General features: G+C 44.4%; 11 protein-coding genes and 2 tRNA genes. 11 read left to right on the forward strand and 2 right to left on the reverse strand.

All coding sequences use genetic code 11. The features are described 5' to 3' along the window. The first annotated feature begins 213 nt into the window (after positions 1 to 213). From KDU71_RS05580 to KDU71_RS05600, 5 genes are all read left to right on the forward strand, one after another. Entirely contained in the window at positions 214 to 1,581 is a 1,368-nt protein-coding gene (locus KDU71_RS05580; protein WP_212188930.1) for a sigma-54-dependent transcriptional regulator, read from the forward strand. After that, positions 1,571 to 2,911 (forward strand): sensor histidine kinase, encoded by a 1,341-nt coding sequence (locus tag KDU71_RS05585; protein WP_212188931.1) that lies wholly within the window; start codon positions 1,571 to 1,573, stop codon positions 2,909 to 2,911. The genes KDU71_RS05580 and KDU71_RS05585 overlap by 11 nt, the downstream gene beginning before the upstream one ends. A 480-nt stretch (positions 2,912 to 3,391) precedes the next feature. Further along, a tRNA-Trp gene (locus tag KDU71_RS05590) sits at positions 3,392 to 3,464 on the forward strand. A gap of 128 nt (positions 3,465 to 3,592) precedes the next feature. Further along, positions 3,593 to 3,835 carry a GIY-YIG nuclease family protein gene (locus KDU71_RS23395; protein ID WP_212188932.1) on the forward strand — a complete coding sequence of 81 codons (243 nt, stop codon included), beginning with the start codon at positions 3,593 to 3,595 and terminating at the stop codon, positions 3,833 to 3,835. A gap of 156 nt (positions 3,836 to 3,991) precedes the next feature. After that, positions 3,992 to 4,078 (forward strand) — tRNA-Ser (locus KDU71_RS05600). 333 nt (positions 4,079 to 4,411) lie between these two features. Here the strand turns inward: KDU71_RS05600 and KDU71_RS05605 are convergent. After that, entirely contained in the window at positions 4,412 to 4,561 is a 150-nt protein-coding gene (locus KDU71_RS05605; protein WP_212188933.1) for a hypothetical protein, read from the reverse strand. A gap of 112 nt (positions 4,562 to 4,673) precedes the next feature. Here KDU71_RS05605 and KDU71_RS05610 point away from each other — a divergent pair, with 112 nt between their 5' ends. From KDU71_RS05610 to KDU71_RS05635, 6 genes are all read left to right on the forward strand, one after another. After that, the gene (locus tag KDU71_RS05610) at positions 4,674 to 5,663 is read left to right on the forward strand and encodes a GntR family transcriptional regulator (RefSeq protein ID WP_212188934.1); all 990 of its coding nucleotides are present in this window, start codon (positions 4,674 to 4,676) and stop codon (positions 5,661 to 5,663) included. A 65-nt stretch (positions 5,664 to 5,728) separates the two neighbouring features. Beyond that, positions 5,729 to 7,207 carry a xylulokinase gene (locus KDU71_RS05615; RefSeq protein WP_244828221.1) on the forward strand — a complete coding sequence of 493 codons (1,479 nt, stop codon included), beginning with the start codon at positions 5,729 to 5,731 and terminating at the stop codon, positions 7,205 to 7,207. A gap of 72 nt (positions 7,208 to 7,279) precedes the next feature. Further along, the gene (locus KDU71_RS05620; RefSeq protein WP_212188935.1) at positions 7,280 to 9,508 is read left to right on the forward strand and encodes a glycoside hydrolase family 3 C-terminal domain-containing protein; all 2,229 of its coding nucleotides are present in this window, start codon (positions 7,280 to 7,282) and stop codon (positions 9,506 to 9,508) included. 123 nt (positions 9,509 to 9,631) lie between these two features. After that, positions 9,632 to 10,948 carry a xylose isomerase gene (gene xylA, locus KDU71_RS05625; RefSeq protein WP_212188936.1) on the forward strand — a complete coding sequence of 439 codons (1,317 nt, stop codon included), beginning with the start codon at positions 9,632 to 9,634 and terminating at the stop codon, positions 10,946 to 10,948. 173 nt (positions 10,949 to 11,121) lie between these two features. After that, on the forward strand, positions 11,122 to 12,513 hold the full coding sequence (xylE, locus tag KDU71_RS05630) for a D-xylose transporter XylE (RefSeq protein WP_212188937.1): 1,392 nt from the start codon (positions 11,122 to 11,124) through the stop codon (positions 12,511 to 12,513). A gap of 189 nt (positions 12,514 to 12,702) precedes the next feature. Further along, complete coding sequence (locus tag KDU71_RS05635) at positions 12,703 to 13,086, forward strand: TFIIB-type zinc ribbon-containing protein (protein ID WP_212188938.1); 384 nt, start codon at positions 12,703 to 12,705, stop codon at positions 13,084 to 13,086. A 399-nt stretch (positions 13,087 to 13,485) separates the two neighbouring features. On the opposite strand, the gene KDU71_RS05640 is transcribed toward KDU71_RS05635, so the two are convergent. Beyond that, entirely contained in the window at positions 13,486 to 17,508 is a 4,023-nt protein-coding gene (locus KDU71_RS05640) for an SUMF1/EgtB/PvdO family nonheme iron enzyme (RefSeq protein WP_212188939.1), read from the reverse strand. Between the last annotated feature and the right edge of the window lie 26 nt (positions 17,509 to 17,534).

A 17,534-nucleotide genomic window follows, 5' to 3' on the forward strand; every position in this document is an offset into this window, starting at 1 on the left:
GGGGGATTGACCTAATTCATACTCAATCCCCCAAAACCAACAACCAAAAATTCATTATTAGCACTACCCCCTTCGCCAAGGGGGAAAAATATTAACTTACAAAAATGTCTGAATCACATTATAATAAGAAATTAATTCAATGTGCCCGATAAAAAGCGATCCACCCTTTGTGAAGGGGGGATTGATAGCGATCCTAAACCTAAACAAACAACTATGCTCAAAGAAGGAAATATACTCATCGTTGACGACAACAAAGAACTGCTTGTTGCCCTTAAGCTCTACCTGAGTCCACATTTTAAAACGGTAGTCACCGAGCATAATCCTAACCGGATTAAAGAGCATCTCACAAAATCTGTTTTCGACATCATCATGCTTGATATGAATTTCAAGGCAGGTATTAATAATGGCAACGAGGGCTTATATTGGATGCAGGAAGTGCATAAACATGATCCGGAACTGGCTGTAGTACTGATAACAGCCTATAGCGATGTAGAGCTGGCCGTTAAAGCCATTAAAAAGGGTGCAGCCGATTTTATCGAGAAATCATGGGACGAACGCAAGATACTATCTACCCTTCGCTCAGTGTTTGAGTTGCAAAAATCAAAACGTGACATCAGCCGCCTGAAAAAGAAACACAAGCATCTGAAAGAGTGCATCGAAACACAATCTGATATGTTCATTGGGCAATCGGACACCATGCAACAAATAATGCACATGGTTAAAAAAGTGGCTCCAACCGATGTTAACCTGCTTATTCTGGGCGAGAATGGGACTGGTAAAGAGGTGATGGCACGCACCATCCATCAGCTTTCTGCCCGAAAAGATGAGATGTTTGTATCCGTGGACTTGGGTGCTATCCACGAAAACCTGTTTGAAAGTGAGCTATTCGGCCATTTGAAAGGTGCTTTTACAGATGCTAAAACAGACCGTACCGGCCGTTTCGAACTGGCATCAGGTGGCACACTGTTTCTCGACGAAATTGGCAACCTGTCGATGGCAGCGCAGGCCAAACTATTAGCCGCCTTGCAAAACAGAGAAATAACACCTGTTGGTGGCACACGCCCCATTAAGGTAGATATTCGCCTGATATGTGCTACCAATATGCCTTTGCAGCAAATGGTGGCCGAGGGTAGCTTCAGGGAAGACCTGCTATACCGGATCAACACCATTGCCATTGAGCTGCCGGCCCTGCGCAACCGGAAGGAAGATATTGGCCCACTGGCCAACTATTTCATTCAAAAACAGGCTGATAAATACAATAAGGGCTCATTAAGCCTGACGGCCAATGCCATTGAAGCGCTTAAGGAACAGTCGTGGCCAGGCAATATACGTGAGTTGCAACATACCATCGAAAAGGCTGTTATCCTTTGCGATTCAGCAAGCATCTGCAGTGAAGACCTTTTCTTAAACAACCACCAACCCAAAGTATTGGACGATGGTTGCTTTAATCTGAATGAGCACGAGCGCTTACTTATAGAAAAAGCCATTGCCAACTGTAAGGGCAACATGAGCAAAGCCGCCATGAAGCTGGGCATCAACCGCTCTACTTTATACGACAAAATAAAGAAATATGACCTTTAAGCACTCATCCCTCAGCCTTATTGTTCAATCAGTTTTACTGGCCATCACGCCTTTAATGGGTTTGGTGATCTGGCTATATGAACAACCTCTCATGCTTTTATATCTTCTTGGGTGTCTGTATATTTTTCAGGTTGGCCGACTGATATATACGGTGCGGAAAACCAATCGCGAACTGGCCAAATTCATTCAGTCATTTGGATTTGGCGATACCACCATTCATTTCAGCACCCGCGATAAGGATGCCTCCTTTCAGGACTTGTTCAGAGCTTTTAACCAGGTGGTAGAAGCTTTCAGACAACTCAAACTCGATAAAGAGAAAGAATACCTCTTTTTTGAAAATGCGCTGAAAAAGCTGGGTGTAGCCATTATTGTGGTCAACGAACACGGTAATGTGATGATGACAAACGATGCCCTTTTGCAATTGCTGGATTTCAAGTACATCCATCGTTTGGATAAACTCAATACACTAAAGCCCGGTTTGGCCGATGAACTGATGCAGCTGCAACCACACCAGCAACATCTGGTCGAACTGATGGTGAATAACCGCTTGCTACAGGTAGCTTTAACATCGGTACTAATGAAGCAGGAGACCAAAGTGTTGCGTTTAATAGCCTTCCAGGATATACGCAGCGAGATAGAACAGAAAGAACTGGAGTCGTGGCAAAAACTCATTCGGGTACTCACACATGAGGTTATCAACTCCTTAAGTCCGGTGAACCTTATCTCTGCCGGTCTGAAGCAACGCTTTGAAAACAACACGCAGCCACTGGTGATGGAAGCCGATGAACAGCAGGAAATTATTGAAGCCCTGGATGCCATGCACAACCGCAGCAAGGGACTCACGCAATTTGTAGAAAGTTACCGCAGCATGACCGGCTTAAAGAGTGTACAAACCAGCCATTGCAATATACACCAGCTGCTCTCACGTATACAAACGCTTTTTGCTGCATCGGCAAGTGAAGTTAACTGCTTAATAAGTATTGAGTGCCAGGCAGACCTTGCTTATAATATGGATGAGAAATTGATTGAACAGGTGCTGATTAACCTGGTTAAAAATGGTCTGGAAGCACTTGATAAAACAGACTCTAACATTGCGATGGTGGCTAAAATGAATGGCCGTAACCTGCAGCTGAGTGTTAAGGATAATGGGAAAGGCATTCCGCATGATGAAATAAACAAAGTGTGTGTACCTTTTTATACCACACGCCAAGGGGGCAATGGTATAGGCCTGGCCTTATCGCGCCAGGTGATGCGCTTGCACGGCGGGCAGCTGAAAGTTGACTCCAAAGAAGGACAAGGTACAGTTGTCAGCCTCTTGTTTAGCGTCTGACATCTGGTATTTTAATGACGCTGAGGGATCATAAAGCTCAGCCGCCTGCAAAAATCACTCAATGCTTCGCAAAAAAGTCAGAAACTTGTGGTTTTTGCTTAAACCGTTCTCCAAAATTCACAGAAAATCCTCAGATTTTTGCAGAAGATTCGATAAAACCGCCAGATAATTCAGGAAAAAAGCCAGAATGTTTTCCAGAATCCCTAGAAGCTTCTAAATAATGTGAAGAAAGATGAACTTGAGAGCCACATGATCGACTGTTTTTGCCAGATTAACGAGCTCCAGAGACAGATGCATGGTGGTTTTTACATCTTCCTCTTTGTAAAAATGCAGATGAGCGATAACTCCGGAAAAATTAAATACACTAAGAACCAGATGATAGGCTAAGCTCCGCATTTTTTTCTTAGTAAAAACATTTGCTTTAATGATTATTCTTCTATTTTTGCATCCGCATTAGCAAAGGCAATGCCACTAAAATATACGGGTGTAGCTCAGTTGGTAGAGCACTGGTCTCCAAAACCAGGTGTCGGGCGTTCGAGTCGCTCCTCCCGTGCAGAAAGCTCAACCTTATTGGTTGGGCTTTTTTATTTATAATTCATACATTACTGCATAAAATTAAACATCGTCGACTCATACCCAGAAAAGTCAGTTGGCTTTGTAGGTTCTACCTAACATGCCATCATGTTTTATGTATATGTAATTAAAAGTCAAGTTCAAGACTGGATTTACGTTGGTTTATCTGACAATGTGGAGCGACGCATACATGAACACAACTCTGGTTGGGGAAGAAGTACGAAGCTATACCGACAATTTAAATTACTGTTTGTGGAGAATTATCCTGATCGCCCATCTGCAAGAATAAGAGAGAAATACCTAAAATCAGCATCTGGAAAAAGATTTATCAGAAAAAAATTTAACCAATAAGCGCATTCATTTGACGGGCGCCTGTCTAACTGGCGTTAGCCAGGTAGATTCGAGTCGCTCCTCCCGCCCATAATCCTGACTTCGGTCGGGATTTTTTTATTCTAGCCAACTGAACTTTCAGAATTAAAATAAGTTCATATATTTGGGGCTGCAATTGGAGAGGTGACAGAGTGGCCGATTGTGCATGCCTGGAAAGCATGTGTACCCGCAAGGGTACCGGGGGTTCGAATCCCCCTCTCTCCGCTCTTCATTAATTCTTTTTTATTCGGCATAACTATACATCTTCCATACATTATGCTAATCCTGCCAATAATGGCTATTTATCCGTATTCAACAACCGGCAACACTCCGATACTTCACCACAAGATGTTATTGAAGTGCAAGAGGACTTAGATAATCATAATTCGCTATTGTTAAGACTAAAGGCAGGCTGATTGACCATCAATCACTGCTTGTTAACGTTCAAACACACATTATCAAGGCTCCGTATTACCTGCTTGGTATTCAACAATCAATTGTTGAAACTATAATAGGTCTTTTTACAGATGCACCAGTCACAGTTAACCTTCCACCAGGTTACTTTAAAGATGCACCAGTCATTGTTAACACTCCACCAGCTCTTTTTAAGGCTGCACCAGTCATTGTTAACACTCCACCAGCTCTTTTTAAGGCTGCACCAGTCATTGTTAACACTCCACCATGCCTGATTAATGTTAAACTCTCCATTGTTGGTGTTCAACAATTTGGTTGAGCATTAACAACGATGGGGTTAATCTGTGTTTGAAAAATAATCCCTACATTTGCACCTACCAGAACAGAACACTTAATTTCGAATTTGATGATTAAATTCAATATCAACCCCAATAGTGAAATACCCAAATTCCAGCAGCTGGTAGATACCGTGACCAATGCACTGGCTGAAAACAAACTGCACGAAGGCGACCAGCTTCCTTCAGTTAATGTTATCTGCCAAACCTACAAGCTTTCGCGCGACACGGTGTTTAAGGCCTATGGCATCTTAAAAGAACAGGGCGTTATTGAGTCGGTGCCCAACAAAGGCTATTTCATTGCCCGCGAAGGTCGCAAAGTATTTCTTTTTCTGGATACACTTAAAGCCTATAAAGAAGTACTGTACGGCGAGTTTGTTAAAAACCTGGATAAGAACACCATTGCCGATGTGCATTTCCACCATTACAACATCGATATCTTTAAGAAACTGATAACCGACAGCCGTGGCCGCTACAGCAAATACATCATCATGCCTTTCGACCACCAGGAAGTGCCTGACATCGTCAACACCTTGCCCCCCGACAAAAGCCTGATTATCGACTGGAACACCAACATCCAAAACTTCAACAATAAGCTTTATCAGGATTTCAGCACCCCTGTCTGCGAAGCACTAGAAGCAGCCGACCACCTGTTGAAAAAATACGAACGTAAGATAATGGTTTACCCCTCGTACACCTATCACCCCATTGAAACGGCCGATTGCTTTGCCCAATACTGCCTCGACAAGGGCTACCAACATCAACGACTCACCAATGAAGACGACCTGAATGTGCGAGCAGGCGACATGTATTTCAGCGTAAGCGACCGTATGTTGGGCCATATACTGGAACAATGTAAGGAACGCAAACTGGAACCGGGCAGCGATGTTGGCATATTATCGTATAACGAAACACCCATGAAGAAATTCATTTACAAAGGCATTTCGGTTATTTCAACTGATTTTAAATTAATGGGACAAAAGGCGGCAGCCTTTGCCTCCAGCGATATGGCAATGGATTTTTGTGTGCCAACAAAGCTTTTTTTTAGAGAATCATTATAACCATGATTCTTTTTTTTATAGATTTACACCATACCAGTACAGAACAGTATACTAAATCTCAAATCATGTATTCATTAGGATTCGACATAGGAAGCTCATCGGTAAAAGTGGCATTGCTTGATGTAACAACAGGGAAAGCCCTCAGCACAGCGTTTTATCCAAAAGAAGAAATGGCTATCTCAAGCCCGCAGCCCGAATGGGCCGAACAAAATCCTGCGGATTGGTGGAACAACCTGAAACTGGCACTGAAAGATGTGCTGACCACATCCAACATTGACCCATCAGCAATTCATTCAATCGGCATCTCGTACCAAATGCATGGGCTGGTAACGGTTGATAAAAACGGAGACATACTAAGGCCTGCCATCATCTGGTGCGATAGTCGCGCTGTACAGTACGGCAACATAGCCTTTGATGAAATTGGTAAGGAGCACTGCCTCTCACACATGCTCAACTCACCGGGTAACTTCACGGCATCCAAGCTCAAGTGGGTGAAGGAAAATGAACCCGACACCTACGCGCGTATCAACAAAATAATGCTGCCAGGCGATTACATTGCCTATCGATTAACCAATGAGCTAACCACCACCAAAAGCGGCTTATCAGAAGGCATCTTCTGGGATTTTAAGACACAAAGTGTATCAAAAGAACTACTGGCTAACTATGGTTTTAAGACCGACATCATCCCCAGCATTAAAGACACCTTTGAAATACAGGGCTACCTGAGCGAACAAGCAGCTGAGGAGTTGGATTTACCCACAGGTATAGCAGTGTCGTACCGCGCAGGCGACCAGCCCAACAATGCCTTAAGTCTAAATGTATTAAACCCGGGCGAGGTGGCTGCCACTGCCGGCACATCGGGAGTGGTGTATGGTGTTAGCGACCAGCTGAAGTATGATCCGGCATCACGCGTTAATACCTTTGCCCATGTCAACCACACCAATATAGATAATCGTCTGGGAGTATTGCTTTGCATCAACGGCACAGGCATCCTGAACTCATGGCTGCGTAAAAACGTGGCGGCCGATTTAGACTATGTGCAAATGAACTGCGAAGCCTCAGTTATTGAACCGGGGAGCAATGGCCTGCTGGTATTTCCTTTTGGCAATGGCGCTGAGCGTGTATTACAAAACCAGAACCCCGGCGCAACGGTTAAGCACCTGAATTTTAATATTCACACCCGCGCCCACCTGTTAAGAGCTGCCCAGGAAGGCATTGCCTTTAGTTTTATGTATGGCATGGAAGTGATGGAACAAACCGGCATTGCCACTAAAGTTATCAGAGCCGGCAAGGCCAATATGTTCCTGAGTCCGATATTTCGCCAGACACTGGCCGATATTTCGGGTGCCACTATTGAACTGTACGAAACCAATGGCGCATTGGGTGCGGCGCGTGGAGCAGCCTATGGAGCCGGCCTATACAGCACACTCGAAGAGGCCTTTGCCTCTTTGGAGAAGGTGGAAATCATTAAGCCAATTGAGCGAAACACAAAATCTTTGAAAGCGGCTTACAAGAACTGGAAGCAGCAACTTAGCGAAGACTAAAGCGGTTAAGCTGCCAAATGTTAATCCTTCATCATATAATCCATCTAACGAATCACCTACACAAAATCCAAAATGAAAAAACTCTTTATCGCCTGCTTATTTATAGTTTCGTTGTTAGTTGCTTGCAGCACCTCCAATCAGCAAACATCAAATCCAGTCCCTGCCCTGCCTGATTCATTGGCCGGCACATTCCTCGACCACCGTATTGACATGGAAGAACGCCTGGATATGGTTATCAGTCAGCTATCGCTTGAGGAAAAATGTGCACAGCTGATGCACGACGCGCCAGGCATCGAACGCCTGGGTATCAAACCCTACAACTGGTGGAACGAAGCGTTGCACGGTGTTGCCCGCATGGGACGCGCCACTGTTTTCCCGCAACCCATTGGCATGGCTTCCACCTTCGATCCCTTGCTCATTGAAGATGTGGCTACTGCTATTTCTGATGAGGGACGGGCTAAATTCAACATCGCACAAAAAAACGGAAATTACCTGCAGTATGCCGGTTTAACCTATTGGTCGCCCAATGTAAATATCTTTCGTGATCCCCGCTGGGGACGTGGTATGGAAACATGGGGCGAGGACCCCTTCCTGAGTGGGACACTGGGCGGTGCCTTTGTAAAAGGCATACAGGGCTATGACCCCACCTACCTGAAAGCTGCCGCCTGTGCAAAACACTACGCCGTGCACAATGGCCCTGAAGGATTAAGGCACAGCTTTAATGCCTATTCATCACCCAAAGATTTGTATGAAACATATCTGCCCGCCTTTAAGATGCTGGTTACGCAATACGATGTTGAAGCGGTGATGTGTGCCTATAACCGCACGCTGGATGTACCTTGCTGTGGAAGCACTTTACTGCTGACAGAGATATTGCGCAACAACTGGGGTTTTACGGGGCATGTCATGTCCGACTGTGGTGCCTTAGCCAACTTCCATGGTTTACACCAGTATACAAGTGATGCAAAAGCATCGTCGGCCGAAGCCATTAAGCACGATGTGAGCCTTAACTGCGGCAGCACTTACCAAAACCTTGTGGAGACTGTACAAGCCGGACTGATTAGTGAAGCGGATATCGACCGAAACCTTCGCTTGCTATGGCGAACTCGCTTTAAACTGGGCTTATTCGATCCTTATGGCGATAACCCATATAATCATCTGGGACCTGAGGTGGTTAACAGCAAACAAAACGTTGACCTGGCTCGCAAGGCGGCTCAAAAATCAGTTGTCCTGCTAAAAAACAACGGTGTTCTACCACTAAAAAAAGATATCAAACACCTGTTTGCCATTGGCCCCCTGGCGGCCGATGTAGACGTGATGCTGGGCAACTATAATGGCATGTCAAACAATGTTGTCTCAGTCATTGAAGGCATTGCCGGAGCAGTGAGTCTGGGTACCCGTTTCGAATACCGCCATGGTTTCTTGTTAACTGAAGAAAACAAGAACCCCATCGGCTGGGCCATAGGTGAAGCAAGAGGCGCCGAAGCCTGCATTGCAGTGGTTGGCATCAACACACTGCTCGAAGGCGAAGAAGGGGAAGCCATTGGCTCGGCCCATAAAAGCGATCGCCCCGACCTCCAATTACCGGGCAAACAGGTGGACTATCTAAAGCAAATCCGCAAAGATCAGGACAAACCTTTAATTGTAGTGGTGATGGGTGGCAGCCCCATAGCCCTGGAAGAAGTGCATAAGATAGCCGATGCTGTTATCATGGCCTGGTACCCGGGCGAACAAGGTGGAAATGCCATTGCCGACATTATTTTTGGTGACGCAATACCTACTGGTAAACTACCGGTTACCTTCCCTAAATCCGTTAAGCAACTGCCGCCCTACGAAGATTACACCATGTATGGTCGCACCTACAAATACATGAAAGACGATCCCATGTATCCCTTTGGTTTTGGCCTCAACTATGCCGAAATCAGCTATTCAAACATAAGCAGCCAAAAAACAACATACCAGTTTGGCGAAGCCATTACGCTAACTGCCGATATCAGCAATGGCAGTGATTTTGATGCTGAAGAAACGGTGCAGCTATATATGTCTGCTTTGGATGCCGACTTTCCGGTGCCCATGTACGATCTGAAAGGATTCAAACGCGAAACGATTAACGCCGGTGGCAGCACCCAGGTACGGTTCACCATCGATACATCAGAGCTGACCAATATTGATGAGAAAGGTGAAGAGCAACACGTTAAGGGGCGCTATCGCTTTTATATCGGCAGCACCCTGCCATCGCAAAGAGCCATGGATTTGGGAGCACCTGAGGCCGTTATGTTAGAACTTGAAATAGAAGAGTAAAGACAGAGGATAAAAGTACACAAAATACTAATCAAGAAAATTGGAGATCGGAGTCAATCAAGGCATTATCAGATTTATTAAACACAGGCAAAGTTTTGGTCTCCAATAGTAAAACAACAAAACATGACAACAGGTAACGAGTTTTTTCCCAGCATTGGAAAAATTGCCTACGAAGGCAGAGATTCAAAAAATCCATTAGCATTCAGATGGTATAATCCGGAGCAGGTAATTGCCGGTAAAACAATGAAAGAACACTTGCGCTTTGCTATTGCCTACTGGCACACATTCTGTGGCGACGGTGGCGATCCATTTGGTCCGGGCACGCAGGTTTTCCCTTGGGACAAAGGAAGTAACGCTATAGATAGATCTAAATACCGATTGGATGCGGCCTTTGAATTCTTCACAAAGATTGGAGCGCCTTTCTATTGCTTCCACGATACAGATGTAGTGGGTGATGGCACAGTGTTTGAAATCGAAGATCGCCTGGCTAAAATCATCCCAATCGCTCAGCAGTACCAAAAAGAAACAGGTGTGAACCTGCTATGGGGAACGGCCAATGTATTCTCTAATCCTCGCTACATGAATGGGGCATCAACCAATCCGGACTTTACAGCGTTGGCACATGCAGGCACTCAGGTGAAAAACGCATTGGATGCAACCATCGCTCTGGGCGGTCAGAACTATGTATTCTGGGGTGGTCGAGAAGGCTATATGTCATTACTTAACACCAATATGAAAGCCGAAAAAGAGCATATGGCCCAGTTCTTGACCATGGCGCGCGATTACGCCCGAAAAAATGGCTTCACAGGCAACTTCTTTATTGAACCTAAACCAATGGAGCCTTCAAAGCACCAGTACGATGTGGATGCTGAAACGGTGATTGGCTTCCTGCGCCACTACGGACTGGACAAAGACTTTAAACTCAATATTGAAGTCAACCACGCTACTTTGGCCCAACACTCCTTTGAGCACGAACTGCAATGCGCCGCCGATGCCGGTATGTTAGGATCCATTGATGCCAACAAAGGCGACTACCAAAACGGTTGGGACACCGATGAATTCCCAACCAGTATCCCCGAAACTGTGCAGGCCATGATGGTGATTCTGCAAGCTGGCGGCTTCCAGGGTGGCGGTATTAACTTCGATGCCAAAACGCGCCGTAACTCTACCGATCTGGAAGATATCTTTATCGCTCATGTATCGGGTATGGATACCTTTGCCCGTGCATTGGTAATTGCCGATGACATCCTGAATAACAGCGACTACCTAAAGCAAAAAGCTGATCGCTATGCCTCATTCGACAGCGGCAAGGGTGCCGAATTTGCTGCCGGCAAGCTAACAATGGAAGACTTGCGTTCCTACGCCAAAGAAGCGGGTGAACCAGCCATGATTAGCGGTAAGCAAGAGCGCTACGAGCAGTTAATTAACATGTATATTTAGTCAATAGTTATAGACAGTAGTGAGGCAGAAAACGTATAGTAAGATGTTAGTAGTGAGATAAGCTTTGTAAAAGAACATCAGTCTTGACACTTGCATCTTACTACTCGACACTTCCGTAAAACACTACTGACTACTGACTAAACACCACTAACTAAGCATTTAAATCCGGTTTTATGGAAAAACAACAAAACATCGGCTATATCATGCTGTTGACACTGGTTGCCACTTTAGGTGGCTTACTTTTTGGCTATGATACAGCTGTTATATCCGGGGCCGAAAAATCCATCCAGGCCTTTTTAATTCATGGACTTAATTTAAGCTCGTTTGCGCATGGCGCCACAGTTTCCAGCGCACTCATCGGCTGCATCATTGGCGGGGCAATATCGGGACTGTTAGCCTCTCGCCTGGGCCGTAAAAAATCACTGATGGTAGCTGCAGTGCTATTCTTCATCTCCGCCTTAGGTTCGGGTCAGCCTGAATTCGTGTTCTTCGAAAAGGGAAAAGCTACCATGGGCTTACTATACATGTTTAACTTTTACCGGGTGATTGGCGGAATAGGTGTAGGATTGGCATCGGCTATTAGTCCAATGTACATCAGCGAAATTGCACCAGCGCAAATTCGCGGCCGTCTGATTTCGTTTAATCAGTTTGCCATCATCTTTGGGATGCTCGTAGTGTACTTTGTCAACTGGTCAATCGCCAAAGGGCAAACCATCGAATGGATCAACGGCATCGGCTGGCGTTACATGTTTATGTCGGAAGCCATTCCGGCCGGCCTGTTTGGCATTCTGCTGCTATTTGTGCCCGAAACGCCGCGCTACCTCGCCATGCAAGGCCATCAGGATAAGGCCTTGACAATTCTGAAGCGCATTAACGGCCTGGATGCCGCCAAACGGATTCTAAAAGACATACAGAGTACGGTTGAAAAAGCCGCAGGCTCATCCAAGGTAATGGCCTATGGCAGGAAGGTGATTATCATTGGCATCTTATTATCCGTTTTTCAGCAATTTGTGGGTATTAACGTGGCCTTGTATTACGCACCACGCATCTTTGAAAGCATGGGAGCGGCCAAAGATGCCTCTATGCTGCAAACCATTGTAATGGGTTTAGTGAATGTTATTTTTACGGTTGTAGCCATTCTTACGGTTGATAAATGGGGCCGCAAGCCACTGTTGATAACTGGTTCGGTGGGTATGGCCATTGGTATGATGGCCATTGGCACTTTATCTTTCCTGGAGGTGATTGGTATTAGCACACTGGTTTTTATCATCATCTATACCGCCTCATTTATGATGAGTTGGGGCCCCATTTGCTGGGTGCTGATTGGTGAGATTTTCCCTAACAAAATCCGTGGCAAAGCCATAGCCATAGCTGTAGCAGCACAGTGGGCAGCCAACTATTTTATTTCATCTACCTATCCGGCCATGATGGAGTTCAGCGGCGGCATGACTTACATGTTCTATGGTATAATGAGTATACTATCAGCCATTTTTGTTTGGAAGATGGTGCCCGAGACAAAAGGCAAATCATTGGAGGAAATGGAAGAAGTGATTGAGAAACTATAGGAGCACGCCTAAGCTCTAGTACATAAATAAGCAGCTGTTGTTCTCACCCTTACGGCAGCTGCTTTTATATACATACAACACCCCTGATTGGTGCAACAAGTTTTTTTAATGCTTATCAAATTAGCGCATTCCTTTTTTATCTTTAAGGCATGTTGATTACTTTTACTCCATACTCAGAAAAAAATTAACATGAACTGCCCACGTTGCCAGCAAATACTATCTACCAGAACCATTAATGACTACAATGCCTCTGTTGAAGTAGATAACTGCCCCGATTGTGGTGGCCTCTGGTTTGATAAGGATGAATTAGCGCAGATAGATATGATCATTGAACCCCGATTGGTTGAGATCAGGCACCTGCCCAGTGAGGCAGAACAGCTGAAAAGCCTGCATTGCCCCTCGTGCAATAACTCACCCCGGCTCGAAAAAGGCGTTCACCCGCGCGACCGTAAAGTCATATTCGACTACTGCCCCTACTGCAAAGGTATTTGGCTCGACAAAGGTGAGCTTGAAGCCATTCAGCAGGAAAACTGGCTGCTGACCATCAGTAAATTTATCAGACGACTTACTTGATGCCACTAAAACTATGCATTAGAGGCTTGTTAATTGTCCCATTACTCACGCAGATAGCTAATTGTTGATACCTTGCCACAGCAACAAAAAATATTGGAGTTAAAAGCTAGTGCCAAAGCATCGACATAGCCTATTTCTTTTAATCGTTATCTAATATCGTATGATAAAAGTTGAAAAAACGTGGAGCCTGGTAACATTATAGAGCCACCTTCACGCCACGTTTATTATCAACCTGATTACGATTTAACACCTGCAACTATAAAGAACTGATTTACAACGCACATCTCCAGGGAAACAGTGAACTATTGCGATAAAGTTGCAAGCAGTAAATCAGTTATTTATTCAGGCCACACCTTAAATTCAGGTTATCAATTAGTAAAAATATTAAACTCTCAGAATTTACTCTTCTATGACAATCCTAAACCCTACATTATATACTTTTTGCCAGCTCTTGAAAGCCTTTCGGTGCGAAGAAGATGCCTTCTCGGGCCTGTCTCTCCAGGAACCTCCGCGAGCTACTTTATCAGCAGGCAACGTTCCAGCGTTTCGGCCGTCATTCTCCTTATAGGGATATGGCGCATAATCGGTACGCGTCCATTCAGCTACGTTTCCAATCATATCATATAATCCCCATGGATTAGCTTCGTATTGACCTACTTCTGCTCCAAGCATGTTGCCATCGTCCACCGTTTTAGAACGAGGTATAAAATCAAAGTAAGGTCTCAGGTGGTGCTTTTCAGACATAGGTTTTGGGTCCACGCCTATCACTGCCATATTCGCCAACTGCTTATCGGCTAAATTGGCATAAGAAGAGAAGTTAGTATTAGATTCCCCAAACCAGAAATCTTCTTCACTACCAGACCGGGCCGCCCATTCCCATTGTGCTTCAGTTGGCAAACTAACCTGCATACCTAACTGCTCGCTTAGTTTATCACAGAAAGCCATGGCCTCTTCCCAGCTAATACGAATAACTGGTTGATTGGGCATATTAGCCGGATATCCCGGATTAACATGATCTTTCCAGAATTGAGCAATATAACGACTATCGTGCTCTGGCACCACTGCCGTATATTGTTCATTGGTCACTTCAAATGCACCCATCCAAAATGCCTTTTTCACCTTAACCTTTGAGCGGGGATATTCATCGATGTCTCCATTTTCTGAACCCATTACAAATGAACCGGATGGTATACGTACCATTTTCATAGTAACACCTGGTGCTAGTTCTATTACTTTTAAGGCATCGCCACCGTCGTTTTGACGTCTGCTTGCTGTTTTAGATGAGAATGGCCAATTACGCAACTTTGTTTGTTGATGCATGACAGGTTCTTCGGCTGGTGGCATGACTGGTTCTACCTCACCTTTAGCTGCTAATTTTTCAATGTAAGCATGTAATTCACCTTTCCAGTCTACTTTTACATTGTTGTACTTCTCCATCAATTCCTGACGACGGTCCACCTGATTATAGCCACAGTATTCATTGGCATTAAACACACCATTATATGGGGCATTACAGTCAATCCATCTATATAAGGTCTGCCATTCCTCATCACTCAGTTCAACATTGTGATGCCCCTTCTTAAGCATTTGCACTAAATCACTTGTATTAGCGTGGTACTCCATTGGCTTCATCACATAAATATCTGCTTCAGGCCCTTGTCTATTGATAAAAGGATGAAATGCCAGGTAGCTTTTACCAAACTTTGTCACTTTTTCAGGTGAGTTATCTTTGAAATCAGGCAAATGATTCTTTCCATCATGACAAGCCACGCATCGCTTGTTAAGGATTGGTTGAATCTCATGTTCAAAAGTAATAGCTCTCACCCCATCAAACGGAGGCGTCAGCTCACGGGGTTGCATTTTTGAGGCAATAGTAAATTTTGGTTTTGCAATGGTATTTTGGTTCTCGTGGCAACCTACACAAGACACCACCTCTCCCGGCATACCCGTGAGCCAGCTACGCATCAATTGAACAGCTGCTCCTTCGCCATCTAATGGCTGAATAGTAATTGGCATATTGGCAGGCACTTTAAAGATGACCGAACCATCATCCTCAACAGGCACAGTACCTAATACACGCTTTATATCCCATCCACTTTGTATGCCATGCTCCATATGGCCTGATGGCGATTTGATATAGGCAAACTCATAGGCGATAATACGCAATTCTTTAATGGTTCCACGCGGCACACCTTTGGTCCCTGCTCCTTCATAAATATCCTGTATATAAATGGTTGATTCAGTATCTTTAAGGTTCACCTTTTCAGGTATAACCGGTGGTGTTGTTTTTTTATGTACCGGAGTAGCCTCTGTAATACCTTCTCCTTCAAACTGAACAATCGGTGTAACATTATCGAAAATATCCACCAGGTATAAACCCCACAATGACTCAGGAGACATTTTGGCGGTTACTAAAAAGTATTCCTTGCTTAACGCACGTGGTTTGAGAAACTGAGGCCAAACACCATCTACCAGGCGATCTTTTATTTCAGGTACAACATATTTGTTGCGATAGGGTATTTCCTGCACAACTCCTTTCTCTTCCTGGCGACCTTTTTTCGGATCGAATAATACCAGTCGGCCTGAACGCGCGATGCCATGGTGACCCGACACTATGGCTATGAACTGAGTATTGTCTTTACCGGGCAGCGGCTGCGCATCAAACATACTGTTTGGCCAGTAAGAACCACTTCCATATAGTTCCTTTTTATTGGTACCATCCGGATTCATGTGCATCATTATACGCGAAAAGTAGTGGGTATTATCGGTATACTCCCATCGCAAATACATCACACGTCCGTTGTTCATTACAATGGGGTCCCAATCGTTATCCTGTCCAAAGTTTAAGCGGCGTAAATCATGTGTTTTTGGATCATACAGGCAAATATTACCTACAATATCATTTCCGCTCACACAAGGTACTCCGTGATATCCAATATTGGATACGGCTAATATTTTACCATTCGGCAAATATGTTCCGTCGAAGAAGTTCAAATCTTTCTCTTCACTCTGTGTTACTTGGTGTAATCCTGTGCCATCCGTTTTAACTTCAAACAGCTGCCAGGTATCATTATCTCCGACTGTTGTAAATAGTAAACGATCGGCGTCCCAGTGCAATTGCAAATCGCTTACTGGTGCACCATTATCTGGTTTATAAATTGTTTTGCTTTGTATTTGTCCTCGCAGATTGCTCAACTCTGTAATTTCACAGTCGAACCCATTCTTTCGCTGAGAGTTATGCCCCGACCAGTTATTACTTTGTGTTCCGATACCCGGTCCCATCTCTATTCGGGCATTATTCTTTAGCTTATGACGAACAACAAGGATTCTATCCATATCCAAAAGTGGGTTGGCCAGTAAAATCTCTCTCCTGGCTGACAGAATCTTCTCAGCATCAACAAAAGCTTGCTGTTCTTCCGTGTATATTCCTTTTTGAACCAGGGGCAGCAAATGACTAATTTCTTTTAGCATAGACGTATAACGGGTCGTATCGAAATTGGCATCTTGCTTCATATTTTCAACCGCCAATTGAATCGACTCCGGCTTGACCCATTCAAGCTCTTCCTGCAAAGAATACACATTCAATACACGCTTAAAAAGCTGCAGGCAGGCTTCTATTTTTTTGTCTTTCGCCAAAGCACTCACCCTCCTCATCTCCTTCTGAAAATGAGCTGGTTCTTCAAGTTTGGCAATGAGGTTTTTCAAAGCCGCCTCTTCTTCCTGACCATCATATGAGGTAAGCCAGATATCAGCTTCGGTGTTGGCATGACTTAAAAAGTAACGCATTTCCTCAGGAAAATCCTGAGACAGACGATTAGCTATAGCAGAAGTGGTAATATTCTGTACTTTAAAAATGACTGATGACGATTTATTTCCAAGGTTTTCAATCCCTACCTCTGCCTCAAATCGATCGTATTGACCATCCAATTCAACAATCAACTCCCCATTACCATGGGTGTAAATACCTCGATCATATTGTTTCCCCGCAATAATAATTGGCTTATGCTGTTTGTTCTGATTTCGGGTAGGATGACCAAATTGGGCGTATTCTTTCTTAAATTTCATTTCATCAAGCCAAACAGTTTCACCCGACTTGGTGATCAGTTTGGCATTTACCCAGGCACTATGATCATTTCGTGTTCCATCCTTGGTTCCCCAAGTAATTAAAACCAGCTGTTTTAACTGCGAAACATTTAATGATATTTTTCTTGGCTGCTCACCCTTTCTGACAACATCAGTGGAAAATGGCAAATTATGCTCACTAAAAGTCTGCTGCACCCTTGCCTTTGTTTGCAGAACAGCACTGGCCCAGTCCTCTGCGCGCATATATACCTTATCAGCTGTTTGAGACCACCCGCTTTGAAATGCAATTATGAGCCCTAGAATAGCTACAATTTGTTTTAATGTAAATTTCTTTTTCATTATTCAATTTTTTCTTGTGCAACAAA

The organism is Carboxylicivirga sediminis (genome assembly GCF_018156225.1).
Classification (GTDB): Bacteria; Bacteroidota; Bacteroidia; order Bacteroidales; family Marinilabiliaceae; genus Carboxylicivirga; species Carboxylicivirga sediminis.

Excerpts from the sequence above, each read along its gene's own strand:
- KDU71_RS05580 (WP_212188930.1), top strand. The coding sequence starts at position 214 with ATGCTCAAAGAAGGAAATATACTCATCGTTGACGACAACAAAGAACTG.
- KDU71_RS05585 (WP_212188931.1), top strand. The coding sequence starts at position 1,571 with ATGACCTTTAAGCACTCATCCCTCAGCCTTATTGTTCAATCAGTTTTA.
- KDU71_RS23395 (WP_212188932.1), top strand. The coding sequence starts at position 3,593 with ATGTTTTATGTATATGTAATTAAAAGTCAAGTTCAAGACTGGATTTAC.
- KDU71_RS05605 (WP_212188933.1), bottom strand. The coding sequence starts at position 4,561 with ATGGAGAGTTTAACATTAATCAGGCATGGTGGAGTGTTAACAATGACT.
- KDU71_RS05610 (WP_212188934.1), top strand. The coding sequence starts at position 4,674 with ATGATTAAATTCAATATCAACCCCAATAGTGAAATACCCAAATTCCAG.
- KDU71_RS05615 (WP_244828221.1), top strand. The coding sequence starts at position 5,729 with ATGTATTCATTAGGATTCGACATAGGAAGCTCATCGGTAAAAGTGGCA.
- KDU71_RS05620 (WP_212188935.1), top strand. The coding sequence starts at position 7,280 with ATGAAAAAACTCTTTATCGCCTGCTTATTTATAGTTTCGTTGTTAGTT.
- xylA (WP_212188936.1), top strand. The coding sequence starts at position 9,632 with ATGACAACAGGTAACGAGTTTTTTCCCAGCATTGGAAAAATTGCCTAC.
- xylE (WP_212188937.1), top strand. The coding sequence starts at position 11,122 with ATGGAAAAACAACAAAACATCGGCTATATCATGCTGTTGACACTGGTT.
- KDU71_RS05635 (WP_212188938.1), top strand. The coding sequence starts at position 12,703 with ATGAACTGCCCACGTTGCCAGCAAATACTATCTACCAGAACCATTAAT.
- KDU71_RS05640 (WP_212188939.1), bottom strand. The coding sequence starts at position 17,508 with ATGAAAAAGAAATTTACATTAAAACAAATTGTAGCTATTCTAGGGCTC.